The organism is Litorivita pollutaquae, assembly GCF_003205515.1.
Lineage (GTDB): Bacteria > Pseudomonadota > Alphaproteobacteria > Rhodobacterales > Rhodobacteraceae > Litorivita > Litorivita pollutaquae.
The window spans coordinates 52,666-68,508 of the sequence record NZ_KZ826490.1; the positions used below are offsets into that span (position 1 = coordinate 52,666).

Consider the following 15,843-nt stretch of genomic DNA (forward strand, 5'->3'; position numbering starts at 1 on the left):
GCAGGGTTCCGCACCAGCAATAGACACCGAGAGCAGAATGACCGATCAGAAACCACAACTATTCGGACGTAAACCTGACGACCAGGTGAGCGGTTTCGAGGCAGCCCGCGCCGCCCGACAAAGCGAAGTTGTGGAGGATTATGTCGAGCTGATCGCGGAGCTGATTCACCAGAACGGTTCAGCGAGGCCCGTGGAGATTGCCGAGCGGCTCGGCGTGACCCAGCCCACTGTGTCCAAGAACCTGACCCGGCTTAAACGCGAGGGCTTCATTGTGCAGGAACCTTACCGATCAATACGCCTAACGGATGCTGGGCGGCGATTGGCCGAGGCTTGTCGAAAGCGGCACCGAATTGTTGTGGAGTTCCTTATCGCCCTGGGTATTTCCAAAGACGTGGCCGAGCACGATGCTGAAGGTATCGAGCATCATGTAAGCGAAGAGACGCTTCGCGTATTCAAGGATTTTTCACAGAGTAAAATGAGCCGATAGCGAGTTGGTTCATGCTATTGCCATTTGCCATAATGATGCGCTCAGGGGAGGATTGCATTCGATCCTGACATGCAAACCATGGCAATGCAGGGGCGCAAGGCCCCTGCGACCGAAGTTCAGTCAAGATCTGAGTTTTGCTCAGGAGCCGTCATCGTCTGCTTGAACGATTAGTTTGGCCTCGACGGGCAAGCCCCCAACCATTAGCGGGCTGTGGCTGTTGCCATTGAGGGAAACTTTTATCTCAACGTCGCCATCCGGCAGTGATGGGAGGTGTATCCAGTTGGCATAAAGGCGCCCCAGCTTTTCGCCGTTGATATAGACATGCGCGTGACCTTCACCAAGTATTTCCTCAGTAGAGGCATTCTCAGGAGAAAATCGGAAGTTTTGCGGTGTCACGTGCAAGTTCCAACCTGCCATCGGATCTTTAATCATCTTGATCGCCACGCTGGGGGCATTGCTGTCGGCCGGTAAGTTAGTGACAGCAGAGTGGTCATGGGCTGCCATCTCCGCATTGCTACCATGTTGAGACGGGTCAGCATGGTCGTGGCTGTCAAAGGTGCTGCCGCTGCCGGCCGCGATCACAAAGCCGACGCCGCCGCCAAAAATCAGCCCGATGGCGAAGAGAGCGAGTGAACGGGACATTTTGTCCTCCTCAATAAATGAAAGCTCCCGCCGGCGGTGACCGGCGGGAAAGCAATAGAGGAAAGGAATCAGGCGGCGGCGTTCGCGCGTTTGCCTTCAGCCTGCCAGAAGTATCCGGCAAAGCTTCCCAGCAACACCCAAGCGGCCATGCCGATGCCAAAGGCTCGGGCGGCAAATAGCGCGCCGATCTCGGTCGGAACCGGGCCAGCGAAGGTGTCGGGTTCAGGCGCACCGACGACGTGAGGCGCTATCAGCAGTCCAGCGGCGATCAGATAGCTCACCAAGTTGCCTCCAAAGGCGATCAACCACATGGCGACGCCAGCTGTGGCAACAGTAGCAGTCCACCATACTTGGCGCACACCGACATCTGCTGCGGCTACGCCTGGCACTTCAGGCGCCAGCGACAAGCCAGGCGCAAAGTGGAAGGCAACAAAGCCAGCCAAGCCCCAAAGCAAACCGGTGCGACCGTTAATCTCACGACCCTGTTGTTCGGCAATCGACATAAGCGCCACAAGGGCCAATGCATAGCCAGTATACGTCAGCATCGTGAAGATGATGCTTAGGCCGTCGCGCACCGGCTCGGCGAACATGCCGGGCAACTCGGGATGCGCAGTCACAGGATCAGCGCCAAAATGCACCAAATCGCCACCCTCATAAAGTTCGGCGTGGAGAAGTACAGGCTGCACGAAATAAAGCTGCAGCAAGGCGGCAATCAGCCCCGCTGCAGCACCAGCGAACAACGCGCTGGTCAGAATACGACTGAACATGGTCTTAGTGGCAGGGAAAGCCAGTTGCGTGGCGCACATCGTGAGCAGCGTCATGCAGGCCAGAAGCTTGAGCATGGCCGGTCACAGTAACAACACCCAAACCCAGAATAAGGGCGAACACTGCGGGCAGAATGGTTGATCCTACAGCGGATGCTTTGATAGCGTTTGTCGTCATTTTAGTCCTCCTTGCCGTCACACCCGACGGCGCAAGTTACGTTCAATATACGGCCGGTCTCCTGACTCGCGGGTCGATGCCGTCTTCCCCCTTCCCAGCACTCTCGCACCAGTGGAAATGGAAGGTAGCTCGCCGCTCACAGTCGCGGGGGCGGTTGAGGTTTCGGTGCCGCGATTTGGTCCACCGTCCTCATTCCCGTTTCAGCTCTAATGCATTTGCACCTTTGAGCACCGTAATGACTGTTTCTGTCCGATTAGGCGGTAGCAGGTCAAGTACGAAACCGGCATGCCTAAGTTCCGCAGCGCCAAATTGATTTGAAATCTGCTGCTGTCAACACTGTACTGAATGCAATAATTCACCGCAGGAGCTACTAATATCGTGGTGCGGGTGGTTTACTGCACATCTGCGGGAATGCGAGCAATAGCCTTGAAACGCAGCTTTCCAAGTGGCCTTGCATCCGCGAAGTTACCGTCTGGGCTTTCCTGATACATCCGGATGAATGTCAGGATGTCCGGCAGGTCTTGAGCAGTTATCTCACCGAAAAGATAAGCAGTCTTGTCGTTCTGTCGGACTGCAAGCGTTTGTGGTCGCATGCAGCCGGACATGCAATCGACGTGCTGCAATTTTGCCTTCACATTCGCTGCCTTTAGCGTTGATACCACTTGATCATACAGGGTTGGATCCGCGTCACGGCAGGTTCGGCATAAAGTAAGCGTTGGTAGGTGCATGCGCCGAGCAAGTCCTTTTTTGAGCAACCTTCTTTATGATTCAATATCTGCGGGTGGTTACTGGTTCGATTTCGAAACTTGGTTTTGTCGCGGTGCCTTTAGAAAAGTCAATACTTGAGCGATCGGCAAGCTCGCCGGAGTAGGCACCTACAATGCCAACATAGATTATTCAGACTTGTGGCACGAGAAATTTTTCTTGTCCGGCAAATCGAGGAAACAGTTGCTCAGGCAAAAAATCCGCCGAATGAAACTTGGGGCAATGTCTTCAATGATCGCCCTCGAAGTGCCTCTGGATCACTGGTACCACCAGCAGTAATCCGGCACCTCCGACAATGAATACGTCTGCCATGTTGAAAGTCGGCCAGTGTGCAGATCCAATGAAAAAATCAAGGAAGTCTGTTACGGCTCCATAATGGATGCGATCAACGACATTGCCGAGCGCGCCACCTATGATCGCCCCATACGCAATCGCTTCTATACTGCTCTCTGTGCGAAGCATCATGATCAGGAGCCAGGCACAAATGATAAGCGCAAGAAGCAAGAGGCCCCACCAGGGGGCGCCACCCAAAAGCCCGAAGGTTACGCCATCATTGCGATGGAACGTGAGATTAAGCCCGGGAAAGACAGCGATCCCGTCTTTTAGGGTATCGGCGCTCGCGACAACCCAGGCTTTTGTTACCTGATCAGTGGCGACGGCGCCGACGACAGCTAGTATGCCGAGTACTTGTGTTTTGTTGACTGTCAACATGTTGCAACGTAACTACTTTGGATACCATTGGCCGGTCTGCGCTGAAGCGGCTGAATAGGTTAGCTAGATTGGGGAAAGGACTTCCATAATTCGGCTCGGTTACCCTGCTGGGTAGCTCGAAAATATTTCGGTCGAGCCGTCTTTCTGGATCAAGAAGACGTCGTAGGCATCGCGTTCGTCTTCCGGCCCCATCCCTGGCGAACCATAGGGCATTCCGGGGACTGCGAGACCGACCGCATCGGGGCGTTCGTTCAGAAGGCGGCGGATGTCGGCTGCAGGCACATGTCCCTCAATCACGTAACCGTCCACGAGCCCAGTGTGACAGGAGACCATGCGCTGCGGCACTCCGTTGTCGAGTTTGAAGCGCACGAGAAGGCCGCCGAACATGTCCTGGCCTATTGGTGCGAAGCCGTTCTCCTCAAGATGATTCATCCAGGACAGACAGCAACCGCATCCATTGGTCTTGCGGACGTCTATTGGGGTTGCCTCCGCGAGGGCCTGCGCCGCCGGTAACAGGGCGAGTGTGATGGCAAGAGCTTGGATCATGCGTCTCATGGGTCAGAGCCTTTCGGTTGTCGTTTCGGCAATGTCGCTGCCGAGGTTTTCATTCAGAAGCGCCCGCGCCTCGACCAGACGCAAAAGCGCGGCTGTATCATCCGCTTCGCTCTCAGCCGCTTCGGCAAGTCTGTCGTCAGAGAGGGGGTCAGTAGGGCGTCCATCCACGAGGACTTCGTAGTGCAGGTTCGGGCCCGTCGCCGTGCCAGTCGCGCCGACGCGACCGATCACATCTCCCGCCGCAACGCGTTGGCCTTGTGCCAGGCCCTCGGGCACAGCGCTGAGATGCGCATAGCGTGTCATTGTGTCTGAGCCGTGGGCGATTTCGACCACGCGACCATAGCCGCCCCGCCAGCCGATGAAGCTGATCCGTCCCGGTGCTGTCGCTTGAACCGGCGTTCCGCTTGCCGTCGCGAAATCGACACCTGTGTGCATCCGGACATTGCCGTAGACCGGGTGCGTACGGCGGCCAAATACCGAGCTTAATCGCGCCCCTTCGACAGGCTGTGCAAAAACGCGGAGAACCGTGCCATTGACGTAAATCGTTGCCCGATCGCTACCGCTTACCGGCCAGACAACTTCATAAAGTGCGCCGCCGATCTCCAGCGATGCAAAGGTAAGTTCCGGCTGACCAATTCTGTCTTCGCCAACACGGGCCTCGCGCCACAGTAGCCGAAGCGTTTCTCCGCCGGTCACCTCACGACGGAAGTCGACGATTCCACCCAGCATCTGTGCCAAATCGACAGCGAAGCGGGCAGGCATCTCGGCTTCTTCCAGCGCGGCAAAAAGCGAGCTGTCGATCACCGCTTCGCCCGCCGATGTTATGAAGTCGGGAGCCGGGGTCACGACCTGCGTGGCCAACTCTTCGCCAAAGATCGCCTCGATCCGCACACCGTCCTCGACGGAGAGCGCGACGCTGCGCGGGCTGCCGTCCATCGTCGAGACAACGGTGACCGAATGCCCAGGCCTAAGTCGCCTCAGATCATATTCCGCGCCGAGGGCCAGAGCGACCTCGGCACGGTCAGTCGCTGAGAGACCTGCTTCTTCAAGAACGGTGTCGAGCGTCTCGCCGGTTGCGATATCGCGTGACCAGTTGGAGAGCGGAGGTTCTATCGTCGGTAAGAGAGTATCGGCGCTCGCAACCTCCAGACGTGGCATGGACTGGAGTGGTATTGCGGGCTCCACACGTGTTTGTGCGACCTGCGGTGTTTCCGTTTCAATAGAAGTGGGAAGCGGGAGTTGAGGTGGCGACCAAGTGGTTGCAGCTGCCAGACCGGGAGGGATCGGATCCTTCGACCAGATGCCCGATATTGCCAACCCGCCCACCGACAGCACCGATACGAATGCGAAACCTGCCGCGATTGTTCTAATTCTCATGTTGCCCCCCAGTTTCTCTATTGAGCGCACGCCGGATTTTCGGCACTGCGAATTCCCTCGGCTCGTGATAGTCGATCATGGTGCTGAACCGGCCTTTCGCGTCGAAAAGGAAAACGCTGGCAGTGTGGTTCATGGTGTAGTCGCCACCTTCGGTCGGCACCCGCCCATAGCGTGCGCGGAAGCCCTGTGCTGCGCGCGCAATTTCCTCTTCCGGGCCAGTCCACCCGCGGATCGACGGATGGAAATAGCCGACATACTCGGCCATTGCCTCGACAGTATCCCGCTCTGGATCGACGGTGATGAACACCACGTTCATTCCCTCCGCCTCTTCGCCCAGGTCATCAAGCCAGCCGGAAATATCCGACAGAGTCGTCGGACAAACGTCCGGGCAATAGGTGAAGCCGAAGAAGACCATTGACGGGCTGCCGATAAGGTTTTCGGGTCCAACCTCGTTACCTTCGTGATCTGTCAGGCGGAATTCCATTTCAGATAGGGCAACCGGGCGCAACCCCGCTTGTTCGGGCGCGCCGGGGCCATCGACCTGCCACCACCCAACAACAAGTGTCAGGATGATCGCCGCGATGCCAGCGAAGGCATACTTGAGGATCGACCGTCGGGTCATTAGCTCTCGGGACCGCGCGCTGCAATACCTAGAATTGGAACCTCGACCACGATCTCACCACCGTCCGAGAAGTCGAGCGTCAAGGAAAAGCTTTCGCCCTTGGCCATCGGTCGCTGCAAGCGCATCAGCATGGCGTGAAGGCCACCCGGTTCCAGAGACACAGATTCACCCGGCGCAATCTCGATCTCGCCTGCAGGTGCCATTGAGCTAACACCATCGGCATTTGTGGATGTCTGGTGAATATCAGGCATCATCGCCAAATCCGTGCGGAGGCCAGTAAGTATCACAGCCTCGTCGCCTGTATTGCGGATTGTCATATACGCGACACCCGGACGGTTTACGCCGATTGACGCGCGCGCCCAGGCATCTTCGACGACAACGTCTTCCGAACCAGCTTCTACCGGGGTCGCTGTGCTTGATGCGAACATGCTTGCGGCCATCAGGCCATAGAGTACTGTCTTCACTTTGCGGTTCCCTTTTTGACCACTAGCTGCCAACTGCAGCTACTTCGGCGTCAACCTGTTGTCTCAATTCGTCCATTCCAAACGGATCTAGCGGCTTGCCATTGATGTAGAACGTTGGGGTCTGGCGAACGCCCATTGTTTCTACGTCCGCTTTGTCCTGATTGACGATTGCCACGATATCGGGTGATTTCATCTGCTCTATCGCAAGTTCGAGATCGAGCCCGGCTCCGGCCGCGATCTTTCCCAGCTTTTGTTGATCAAACGCCCCATGCGCCGCCCACGCGTCTTGATAAGCCATTAGAGCATTTAGCACCTGTTCGAACTTGCCCTGCATCCGGGCCGCTTCTAGCAACTTGACGGCTATATCCGAAATCGGTCCGTGAAACGGGGTGTATCGTATGACAACACGCACGGCTTCGGGATTTTTGTCCAAAATATCTTTTACGACGGGGTGAAATGCGCGACAGGCCTCGCAGGCTGGATCGAGGAACTCAACGATGGTCACGGGGGCTTCAGCGGGCCCCAAAACAGGCGAATATGGTCGCATCAAAGCGTCCGCCAACTCTGGCGCGACAACCGCACGTTCAGATGACGGTTTTGGTTGGTTTACATACCACGCGGCCCCACCAAAACCGGCAGCACCCATTGCGAGAACGGAAATAATCAACCCGCGTCGGTTCATGATTTTTTCTCCTTGAGAGATAGGACTGAAAGCGCACCAATAAGCGCAAATGTAACAACGGCCATCAGCGGAATGGGGATGCCTAACACCAACTGGTTGTCGTCAGTGCAAGAGGGCCCCGTCGCAGTACAAGGTTGGACGCGTTCAGGTATGATCCCGACATATAACCCCATATGCCAAGCAGCCACTGCTGCGCCACCAAGTGCGAGTACGACACCGTACCGACCAACACGCGGATCTTGCCACCATAGTCCCAGCCCAAGAATTATCGCCAGTGGAAACATGAAGGCGCGCTGGAACCAGCAAAGAACACAAGGTGTCTGCCCCAGCACTTCGCCAATGAACAGAACAGCAAGCGAGGCGATGAGGGCGATCACCCAAGCCAGCCCGAGGGCAGTTTCTCCGTATAATCGGTTCATTTGGGTCAGAGCCTCTCTCTTAGATCGGTAAGTATCTCTTCGGCAGAGGTGCCATAAGCCCAAGAGTCGGTGAAGCGCGCCTTTGGATCGAAGAGGAATAGATGCGATGTGTGGCCCATTGTGTAGCCATTTGGTGCTGAGGCCTCCTCGATCCGCTCATAGAAGATCGGAAAGGTCTCGGACGTCTCAGCAATCTGCTCCGGCGTGCCGGTCAGCCCAATGATGCCTGCATTGAACAAGGGCACATACTCGGCCAGCGCAGCGGGTGTGTCGCGTTCAGGATCAATCGAGATGAAGATAGGCTGTATTTTCTCTGCATCTGTTCCTAGGTCTTCCATGACGGCGGCAACTTCGGCGAGCGTCGTTGGGCATACATCTGGGCAGTTGGCAAAGCCAAAAAAGACAAGCATCCACCGCCCGGCAAAGTACTCATCCGTCTGCACCAATCCACGATGATCGGTCAGTTCGAAATCGGCGTAAAACGCAGGGTTAGAGGCATTAGCGTCGGTATCGGTCGAAGGTTCGAAATACTGGAATGCCGCAAAGGCAAGAAGCGCTGTGCCTGCCAGACCCCACAATAGTCTCTGAATAACTGAAAGACGCACGTTATTTCGCCCGTTTGATTCTCGGTTTTGAGCCGGTTTACATCCTCTAGCTACTGTAGGTTCAAGTGGTTTTCTAAAGAGCGCGCCAGAGATCGCCAAAACGTGATTTCCGCGGTTGCGCCATGAGTGAGATAAATCTACATTCACTAGAGGATTAACGGGGTTTCGACATGCTCACAATTGGGACTCTTGCGAAGAGGACCGGCACCAAGGTTCAGACGATCCGCTACTATGAGCAGATTGGATTGATGCCGGAACCTGGTCGGACTGAAGGCGGGCAACGTCGCTATGGTGACGCTGAACTTGATCGCCTCGCATTCATCCGGCACAGCAGACAGTTGGGATTTCCGCTCGACGCGATCCGGGAGTTGCTTGATTTGTCCGACGCGCCGGACCGGCCCTGTCACGAAGCCGATGAGATCGCACGCCGACAATTGAAGCTCGTTGAGCAGAGAATGGAGCGCTTGAAAGCGTTGCGCGCGGAATTGAAACGCATGGTCAAGGAATGTAGTGGCGGCAACGCATCGCAATGCCGCGTCCTTGAAGTGCTAAGAGACCATTCGGAGTGTCTGACCGAGCACGATCAAATTGGGGTGTGAGTGAGCACAGAAAACTATTCGAAGTTTTTGCTTGAACCTACAGCGACTGTAGCAATTATCTCTGTACTCGAAAGATTCGAGGAGCCCCATCGTGGCACATAATGACCCTTTATTGACCGCAACCCCGATCCTGGATTTTGGGGCGGCGCCCATAGCGGAGCTCATCGCTGCAAGGGGTTGGCGTGATCTGTCCGACACCGACAAGATTGGCGCGATCTATGACTATATCCGCAACGAGATCGCCTTCGGCTACAACCGCGCCGACGACATTCCAGCGTCCGAGGTGCTGTCTGATGGCTATGGTCATTGCAATACGAAGGGCACGCTCCTTATGGCGCTCCTTCGGGGTGTGGGCATAAAGTGCAGAATCCACGGGTTCACGATCCACAAGGGCCTTCAGCGCGGTGTTGTGCCGGAGCTGGTCTACCCGATTGCGCCGGAAGAGATCCTGCATTCGTGGATCGAGGTCGCACTGGACGGCAAGTGGATCAATCTCGAAGGCTTCATTCTCGACAGCGCGTTCCTGAAGGTTCTGCAATCGTCGTTTACCGACCGCGAGAGTCTGTGCGGTTACGGTGCTGGGACGGATTGCCTCAACGCGCCGCCTGTCGAGTGGACAGGGCAGGACACATATATCCAGGATACCGGGATCGTGCAGGATTTCGGAACGTTCGACACGCCCGACGCTTTCTATGCAGAGCATGAGCAGAAATTCGGGCGTTTGCGCGGATGGCTCTATCGGAACATCATCCGGCACTGGATGAATGCGCGTGTGCGGGCCTTCCGCGCAGGCCGTCTGAAACCCGACGCCTCAATTGCGCACCAGCATGAGGGAGAGACCCGTGCCGCATGATCACCATGGTCACAGCCATGCCCATCTGGACCCGTCCAGCGGGGATCGCCGGGTAGCAATTGCGATTTGGGCGAACGGTCTTCTGACGGTTGCGCAGATCGTCGGCGGCATCTTCGCAGGGTCTCTCGCCCTGATCGCGGATGCGCTGCATAACTTCTCGGACATGGCCGCGCTTGTCATTGCCTTTGCGGCCCGCAAGATCGCGCGGCGGCCCGCTGATGAGCGAATGACCTTCGGCTATGGCCGGATCGAGACCGTGGCGGCCTTGATCAACTACACGACGCTGATCGTGATCGGGCTCTATCTGATCTATGAAGGCGGCATGCGCCTTATCGAGCCGCCTGAGGTGAAAGGGTGGACAGTCGTCATCATCGCGGGACTGGCACTGGTGGTTGATGCCCTGACGGCGGGGTTGACCTATTCCATGCAGAAGGGCAGCCAGAACATCCGCGCCTTGTTCCTCCACAACCTCTCCGACGCTTTGGCTTCAGTCGCTGTGATTGTCGGTGGCACGCTGATCATCCTCTATGACATGCGTTGGGTTGATCCTGCGATCACGATTGGTATCGCGCTCTATATTCTGTACCTGGCCTTCGCTGAGATTGGTGGCCCGATCCGGACGCTGATGCTTGGCAGCCCGCCGGACATTGATGGAGGTGACGTGGTGGCCGTTTTGCGCCAAACAGAGGGCGTTAGCGACGTCCACCATGTGCACTTGTGGCAGATGGAAGAGAATGCTCCAGCGCTCGATGCGCATGTCGTCGTCGAAGATGTTGCATGGGGCCAGTTGGAGCAGATCAAGGCAGAGCTAAAGACGCAAATTGGCGCTGAGTTTGGGATTGATCATTCCACGCTGGAATTTGAGCGTAATGAAGCTTGTGACGTCGAGGCGCCGCTGTTTGGACATGACAAGCACCAGATCGAATAGCTTAGGTGATATGCATGATTGATATCTTTGGGGCGGCACCTAGGACGACGTGGAAGCAGACCTTGTTGCTGCTGCAGCGAAAGGGCACTTTGTCCGCGTAGCAGACCTTGGCGCCAAGTGCAGTGAATGACCGCTTCCCGCCCTCTATGACCGTCAGACCATGCCCACCGCCCTACCGGTGAATTGGCTTTTTGCCACCCTCCTCCTGCAGCATCGCTTCCATATCGTCCAAGCCATCAACGGCAGAGCGCATCTGCGCGTCATCATCCACCCCCACTGTCTCGGCATCCGCGACCAGGCCCTCAAAATCCATCTCCATCTGTCGCTGTTCCTCGGCGATCACAGCTTGAACGACAGGCGCGGTCTTCTTTGGAGCGACATCAGTTTTCCCTGACGGTTTGCCATCAGCAGCCTGGCGTACACCCTCCGCGTCGGCCCCGGGTCCGCTTGACCCGTTCGGTGGCGGTGTCATCGGCATGGCGCGCATACTCGGCGGCAGATTGCCCTGCGGCCCCCCTCCCCCAGGCTGCGGAAACGGCAACTCGCCCGTCTGAGCCGCGTGGATCGCCTTGAACAGCCGATCATCAAAATACTGGATCCGTTTTGCGCGGACCGGCATTTGCGCATCGATCACCATGACGATCTCGTCGAGCGGCAGGCGGCGCGCCTCATCTTCGGGGAGCAGCGAGCTTTCTTCCGTTCGGGTCGACTGGCTGCGGCCCTCGAAGGGGTTCTTGCCGATAGACTGCGAGCGGGTGACCACGGTTTTCGTGGTCTTGCCGACAGCCTTGCTCAGCTCCTCGACGGTTTTTTCGTCGGAGGGCGTCAAGTAGAGCTTTACACCAGCGTTGCCTTGCAGGGCACGGCGGGTGTTCTCACCATAGATTTCATCGAGGGCGGGGATGGTCTGGGTGACCACTGCCAGGTGGCCGCGATAGGTCCGCAGGGTTTCGATGCTCTCGACCACGATGGGCATCTTCCCCAAACGGTTGAACTCGTCGAGCATGATCATCACGGGCCACGGCTCATCCGGCCCGGGGTCCTTTTCCTGCATGGCGGAGAGAAGATCGGAGAAGAAGAGGCGGATCAGGGGCGCCAGTGGCTTCACCATCAACGGCTGGACAACGAGATAGACCGAGAAGGGCTTCTTGCGGATCGTGCGGAAATCAAAGTCCGACACCGCCGTCGCTTCATCAATGGCTGGGTTCTGCCATTGATCGAGCCCCGAGGTCATCAAAAGCGAAACGTAGGAGGTCAGCGTGTCGTTGTTGGTTGAGGCAAGCCGCGTGAAGATCAGCTTGGCGGCCCTGTTCTCCACCTCATGACCCCGTGCGAAATACTCCTTCTGCTTGTTTCCGCCCGAGGCCGCGATGCGGTAGATCTCGCCCAGAGTCGGGCGCTTGCGTTGGAAGGCCAGAAGCCCCGCCGCCACGAAGAGATCGATCCCGCCCTTGAGGAGGCCCTGCACCCTGTCGTTGTCGCTCTGCAGGAAGAGCGTCGCCAAGAGCTGCAATTCCATCTGCTGGCGCGCGGGATCTTTCAGCTCGAAGATACGCAGGAGCGGGTTGTAGCGATGCGTGCGCTTGCCCTCCCAATCGGTTGGGGCAAAGCGGTAAACCTTGTCGCCTTGGGCTGCACGGTGCCGGGCCGTGGCCTCGAAACACTCGCCCTTCACATCGAGCGTCACGGCGGAGCCTTGCCAGGTCAGCAGGTTCGGGATGACGAAGCCCGTGGTCTTGCCACGGCCCGTGGGCGCCACGATCAGCGCATGCGGGAAGACCTTGGAGCAAATGTAATTGGCGCGGGAGCCCGGCGTACCCAGTTTGCCGAGGATGAACCCGGTCCCTGGCGCCCCGAAGAACCCGTTGGCCTTCATCTCGCGCGCGCTCTGCCAATGGGTCTGACCAAAGCGGGTGAGGGCGGAGCCCGAGAGGGCGAGGCTCAGCATCAGGCCGGCAGCCGCGAAGCTGCCGATGATCAGGTGAATAAGTTGCGCGTCCTCCGGCCGGCGATCGCGGATCGCCAGATAGTTCTGCGCTATATAGGCAAAGTCGATCTCGGCCCCGAAGCCAAGGTCCTGATAAGAGAGCACTGCCGAGGCGATGGTATAGCCCATGGCCCCGGTCACCAGCGTTACCAGCAAAACGCCGGTCGCGATCCGCGCTTTTCCCATGGCGGCGCTCAATGGACCTGTCCCCGCTCGGTCTCGCCATCCACGTCTGTCGCGCGGTGTTTTTCGTATTCGGCGTCGGCCAGTTCATCGACAACCTGGCGCAAGGCCTCTGTGTTGGCCGTCGCTGCATCGGATTGCAGGTAGACCTTGGCGACATAGAGCCGGTCGAGGCGGTCCTCGAGAACCTGTTCCAGCGCATCAGCATCGCCGGATGTGAGGCGGCCCAATTGGCGGTCATCCAGCACCCGTGCGATCTCGTTGCGGAAGGCATCCCGTTCCGCTTCGGTCTCGAAGGGTGCGGTCAACTCCCCCGCCCGCTCATGGTCCAGAACACGCGCAATCTCGTCTGCAAGGCGGTCGGCACGGTCAGACTGCGGCGCCGTTTCACCGGGGGCCGCGAGGATGTCGTCGCGCGTGCCAACCCCAAGTCCGTCGCGCAACTCGCTTTCGCGGCGGACCTGATTGATGGCCTCCGTGTCCCGTATCTCGACGACAGCGGCATAGGTCGCGCCGAGCCCGCGGGCGAGGTGGGACGGCATGTCCGGATAGCGCTCCCTGAATTCATCCGTGACAGCATCTGCAACGGGCGTGCGGATATCGCGTCCCTCCATGATCCGGTCGACCTCGCGGGTGATCTCGCTGGCGCGGGCCGCATCGGTAATGGTCTCCCTGTAAGGCTCAGACCGGTCAATCACATCGCCGGGGCGTGCGAGCAGATCCGGGTGTGCCTCGAGATATGCACGCTGCTCCGTCTCAATCCGGCGCTCTGCCTTTGAGACCACCTCCCAGTCCCGGTCTTCGATCCGCTGCGCTGTCAGGCCCTCTGCGCGCATCTGCTGACGGATTGTCCCTTCCATCGCCCGGACCGCGTCCCGGTGATAATGGAACCGCTCGCTGATCGGTTCCGCTTCCATGACGCCATCCCGGCGCAGCACGTTCTCGCGCTCCAACAGCGTGCCAAGTTCCACATGCACGTCATTCAGGATGTCACGCGCCTGTTCCAGATCGGCGCGGCGCTCGAGGTTCAGATCGCGCGCCTCAGCCACCTTGGAGAGATCATCTGCGATCCATTGATGCTCCAGCGCGGCATTCGCGGCCCCGGTCTCGATCCGCGCCACCACTTCCGATGTGCTGATCCCGGCGCCCCGTAGCGCTGCGTCGATCCGAGAGCGCAGGCGCGGCTCTGTGAGGCGCTCCAACTGGCTCTCTTGGATGTTTGCCTCGGAATAGACCCCGCCCTCCGAGGGCGCCTCTGACAACGTGCTCGAACGCAATCCGAGCGGCTGCATGTGCTGGACCTGCGTCTGGATCTCGATAAGGCGCTTTTCCAGCACCGGACGTTCCGCATCGGACTTCTCTGCGATCATGCCCTGCACCCGCGCGAGCTTCTCCGCATAGAGGCTTCTCAGATCCTCGAAGCTTTGATCCTCGGCCATATACACATCTCCTGTTCGGTCCACCTGCCCGCCGCGCGCCAGCACCTCGCCCGCGCGAAATAGCGCCGCCGCGATATCCTCGCGGGCTTCTCGCGAAGCTTCCGTGGCGAGCGAGTGGTAGACAGTTCTGGTATTGGCGATCTCCGCCAGCGTCCGCGTCAGGTCGGCCCCCACGCGCGCGCGCTCGCGGGGCGCGCGACCCTCGTCTTTCGCCGCATAGACCTCGCTGGTCCGGGCGGGGTAATGCACGACACCACGATCCACCCGGCGCGTGGCCTCCAGGCGCACGCCATACTTTTCTGCCTCCTCGACCATGGCGAGGCGGAAGTCGTCATAGTTGAACCGATGGTTCCGCCCCAGAAAAAAGAACTCGCCTTCCTGCGAGCGGCGGTTCAGAACCAGATGCGCATGCGGGTGATCGCGGTCCTCATGCACCGCAATGATGTAATCGAAATGCCCCTCATCGGTCTGGAAAAACCTCTTCGCCACGCTTTCGGAAATATCGCGGACATCCTCACCGCGCGTGCCAACTGGGTAGGACATGAGCATGTGGGTGGTCTGGCCGAGCTTGGGCTTGAAGCCCGCGTCCCACCGCTTGGCAAAGCGTTCGGTGAGGTCTTTGATGTCCTTCGCTTCGAGCTTCGCCTTGCCATCCAGAAATCCGCTTGAGTCCACGATATGGGTGGACTTGGTGGTCAGATACTCGAGCTGGTTCATCAGCTGCGATTTGGTGTGCGTTCCCCCGCCCCGGATCGCCTTGAAGACCGCTGGCCGGTGCCCCGCCGCCGCACGCACAAGCTGGCTCTGCTTGGCTACGTGCAGCCCCTGCATCGAGCCCCGGATCCGGCTCCAGCCATCCCGGAAGACCTCGCCCGTGACGGCATCGACAGCATCATTCAGCCGCATGCGCAAACTCCCTCAAGGCGGCCGTGGCCTCGAGCTGCATCGCGTCTCGACGGCGGCGCAGAAGCAGGTCAATCTCGTCAGCGGAATCCAGAATGAACCGCGCCAGCCCGCGCAGCTGCGCGAGGCGCAATTCGGAGAACTCGGCACTCGTGCCCCCCACGGCCCCCTGCCCCATCCGGTTGGCCTGCGTCATCTGTTTGGCGATCTGCGCGACCCCATTGCCGACCTCGTGCAAAGAGGCCCTGTATCGCGCCATCTCGGCCGCCATCTGCGCATCCGGAACGAACACCCCGCCTGCCGCCTGAATGAGCCGCCGCAGTCCCTCAGCCCGGCTCTCGATCCCGGCCTTCGCCAGCACCGCGTCGAGCGCCTCAAGCTCCGAAGCCGTGACCTTCACACTGACCGCGGAGACCGGGATGGCTGCATCCGTCTGGCGCTCGGCATCGGCCTTGAGCGTGTACTGGATCGCCCGCGGCGACACGCCAAACCGCTCGGCCAACACGGATGTCGACACACCTTCCGCAGCCTCGCGAACGATCTCCATGCGGTTCGCATCTGTGAGACGTTTTGAACGAGACATGCGAAGAAAGACCCCCTATTTCCTGCCAACTTCCACCAAGGCTGCCCCCACCTTACGATAATATACCAAACAGTCAATTGTATACTTACGTCGCATT

At 58.6% G+C, this 15,843-nt stretch carries 19 protein-coding genes and 1 riboswitch; of the genes, 4 read left to right on the forward strand and 15 right to left on the reverse strand.

Annotated elements, in window-relative coordinates; all coding sequences use genetic code 11:
• Positions 1–37 precede the first annotated feature (37 nt).
• Positions 38–487, forward strand: coding sequence for a manganese-binding transcriptional regulator MntR (mntR, locus tag DI396_RS14300; protein WP_035253395.1), 450 nt, complete (start codon positions 38–40; stop codon positions 485–487).
• Positions 488–625: 138 nt separating this feature from the next.
• On the opposite strand, the gene DI396_RS14305 is transcribed toward mntR, so the two are convergent.
• The 12 genes from DI396_RS14305 to DI396_RS14360 all read right to left on the reverse strand — a co-directional run bounded on the left by DI396_RS14305 (position 626) and on the right by DI396_RS14360 (position 8,235).
• Complete coding sequence (locus DI396_RS14305) at positions 626–1,129, reverse strand: hypothetical protein (RefSeq protein ID WP_035253397.1); 504 nt, start codon at positions 1,127–1,129, stop codon at positions 626–628.
• Positions 1,130–1,197: 68 nt separating this feature from the next.
• On the reverse strand, positions 1,198–1,896 hold the full coding sequence (locus DI396_RS14310; RefSeq protein ID WP_035253423.1) for a CbtA family protein: 699 nt from the start codon (positions 1,894–1,896) through the stop codon (positions 1,198–1,200).
• Positions 1,897–1,900: 4 nt separating this feature from the next.
• Positions 1,901–2,071: a CbtB domain-containing protein gene (locus DI396_RS14315; RefSeq protein ID WP_074964317.1), complete on the reverse strand. Its 171-nt coding sequence runs from the start codon at positions 2,069–2,071 to the stop codon at positions 1,901–1,903.
• A gap of 34 nt (positions 2,072–2,105) precedes the next feature.
• Positions 2,106–2,319, reverse strand: a riboswitch (cobalamin riboswitch).
• 144 nt (positions 2,320–2,463) lie between these two features.
• Positions 2,464–2,799, reverse strand: a complete 336-nt coding sequence (locus DI396_RS14320) for a DUF1636 family protein (RefSeq protein ID WP_035253399.1) — start codon at positions 2,797–2,799, stop codon at positions 2,464–2,466.
• A 265-nt stretch (positions 2,800–3,064) separates the two neighbouring features.
• Positions 3,065–3,547, reverse strand: a complete 483-nt coding sequence (gene lspA / locus DI396_RS14325) for a signal peptidase II (protein WP_035253400.1) — start codon at positions 3,545–3,547, stop codon at positions 3,065–3,067.
• A 99-nt stretch (positions 3,548–3,646) separates the two neighbouring features.
• Positions 3,647–4,102: a DUF411 domain-containing protein gene (locus DI396_RS14330; protein ID WP_035253402.1), complete on the reverse strand. Its 456-nt coding sequence runs from the start codon at positions 4,100–4,102 to the stop codon at positions 3,647–3,649.
• A gap of 3 nt (positions 4,103–4,105) precedes the next feature.
• Positions 4,106–5,260: a M23 family metallopeptidase gene (locus DI396_RS14335; RefSeq protein WP_370001670.1), complete on the reverse strand. Its 1,155-nt coding sequence runs from the start codon at positions 5,258–5,260 to the stop codon at positions 4,106–4,108.
• 208 nt (positions 5,261–5,468) lie between these two features.
• Positions 5,469–6,101, reverse strand: a complete 633-nt coding sequence (locus DI396_RS14340) for an SCO family protein (protein ID WP_035253406.1) — start codon at positions 6,099–6,101, stop codon at positions 5,469–5,471.
• Positions 6,101–6,541 carry a copper chaperone PCu(A)C gene (locus DI396_RS14345; RefSeq protein WP_035253414.1) on the reverse strand — a complete coding sequence of 147 codons (441 nt, stop codon included), beginning with the start codon at positions 6,539–6,541 and terminating at the stop codon, positions 6,101–6,103. Before DI396_RS14345 ends, DI396_RS14340 begins: the two co-directional genes overlap by 1 nt.
• A 46-nt stretch (positions 6,542–6,587) precedes the next feature.
• Complete coding sequence (locus tag DI396_RS14350) at positions 6,588–7,247, reverse strand: DsbA family protein (RefSeq protein ID WP_035253415.1); 660 nt, start codon at positions 7,245–7,247, stop codon at positions 6,588–6,590.
• Positions 7,244–7,666 carry a disulfide bond formation protein B gene (locus tag DI396_RS14355; protein ID WP_035253416.1) on the reverse strand — a complete coding sequence of 141 codons (423 nt, stop codon included), beginning with the start codon at positions 7,664–7,666 and terminating at the stop codon, positions 7,244–7,246. The genes DI396_RS14350 and DI396_RS14355 overlap by 4 nt, the downstream gene beginning before the upstream one ends.
• Positions 7,667–7,671: 5 nt before the next feature.
• Positions 7,672–8,235, reverse strand: coding sequence for an SCO family protein (locus DI396_RS14360; protein WP_046212147.1), 564 nt, complete (start codon positions 8,233–8,235; stop codon positions 7,672–7,674).
• A gap of 206 nt (positions 8,236–8,441) precedes the next feature.
• Between DI396_RS14360 and DI396_RS14365 the strand changes: the two genes are divergently transcribed.
• From DI396_RS14365 to DI396_RS14375, 3 genes are all read left to right on the forward strand, one after another.
• Entirely contained in the window at positions 8,442–8,870 is a 429-nt protein-coding gene (locus DI396_RS14365; RefSeq protein ID WP_035253418.1) for a MerR family transcriptional regulator, read from the forward strand.
• A gap of 91 nt (positions 8,871–8,961) precedes the next feature.
• Positions 8,962–9,723, forward strand: a complete 762-nt coding sequence (locus DI396_RS14370) for a transglutaminase-like domain-containing protein (RefSeq protein WP_110796901.1) — start codon at positions 8,962–8,964, stop codon at positions 9,721–9,723.
• On the forward strand, positions 9,713–10,651 hold the full coding sequence (locus tag DI396_RS14375) for a cation diffusion facilitator family transporter (protein ID WP_035253420.1): 939 nt from the start codon (positions 9,713–9,715) through the stop codon (positions 10,649–10,651). The genes DI396_RS14370 and DI396_RS14375 overlap by 11 nt, the downstream gene beginning before the upstream one ends.
• 172 nt (positions 10,652–10,823) lie before the next feature.
• Here the strand turns inward: DI396_RS14375 and DI396_RS14380 are convergent, their stop codons facing one another.
• The 3 genes from DI396_RS14380 to DI396_RS14390 are packed head-to-tail and all read right to left on the reverse strand — an operon-like array spanning position 10,824 to position 15,746.
• Positions 10,824–12,824, reverse strand: a complete 2,001-nt coding sequence (locus DI396_RS14380) for a type IV secretory system conjugative DNA transfer family protein (protein WP_110796903.1) — start codon at positions 12,822–12,824, stop codon at positions 10,824–10,826.
• Between the two features lie 8 nt (positions 12,825–12,832).
• Complete coding sequence (locus DI396_RS14385) at positions 12,833–15,166, reverse strand: relaxase/mobilization nuclease domain-containing protein (protein WP_110796904.1); 2,334 nt, start codon at positions 15,164–15,166, stop codon at positions 12,833–12,835.
• Positions 15,153–15,746, reverse strand: coding sequence for a helix-turn-helix domain-containing protein (locus DI396_RS14390; protein WP_043754095.1), 594 nt, complete (start codon positions 15,744–15,746; stop codon positions 15,153–15,155). The genes DI396_RS14385 and DI396_RS14390 overlap by 14 nt, the downstream gene beginning before the upstream one ends.
• Positions 15,747–15,843 lie beyond the last annotated feature (97 nt).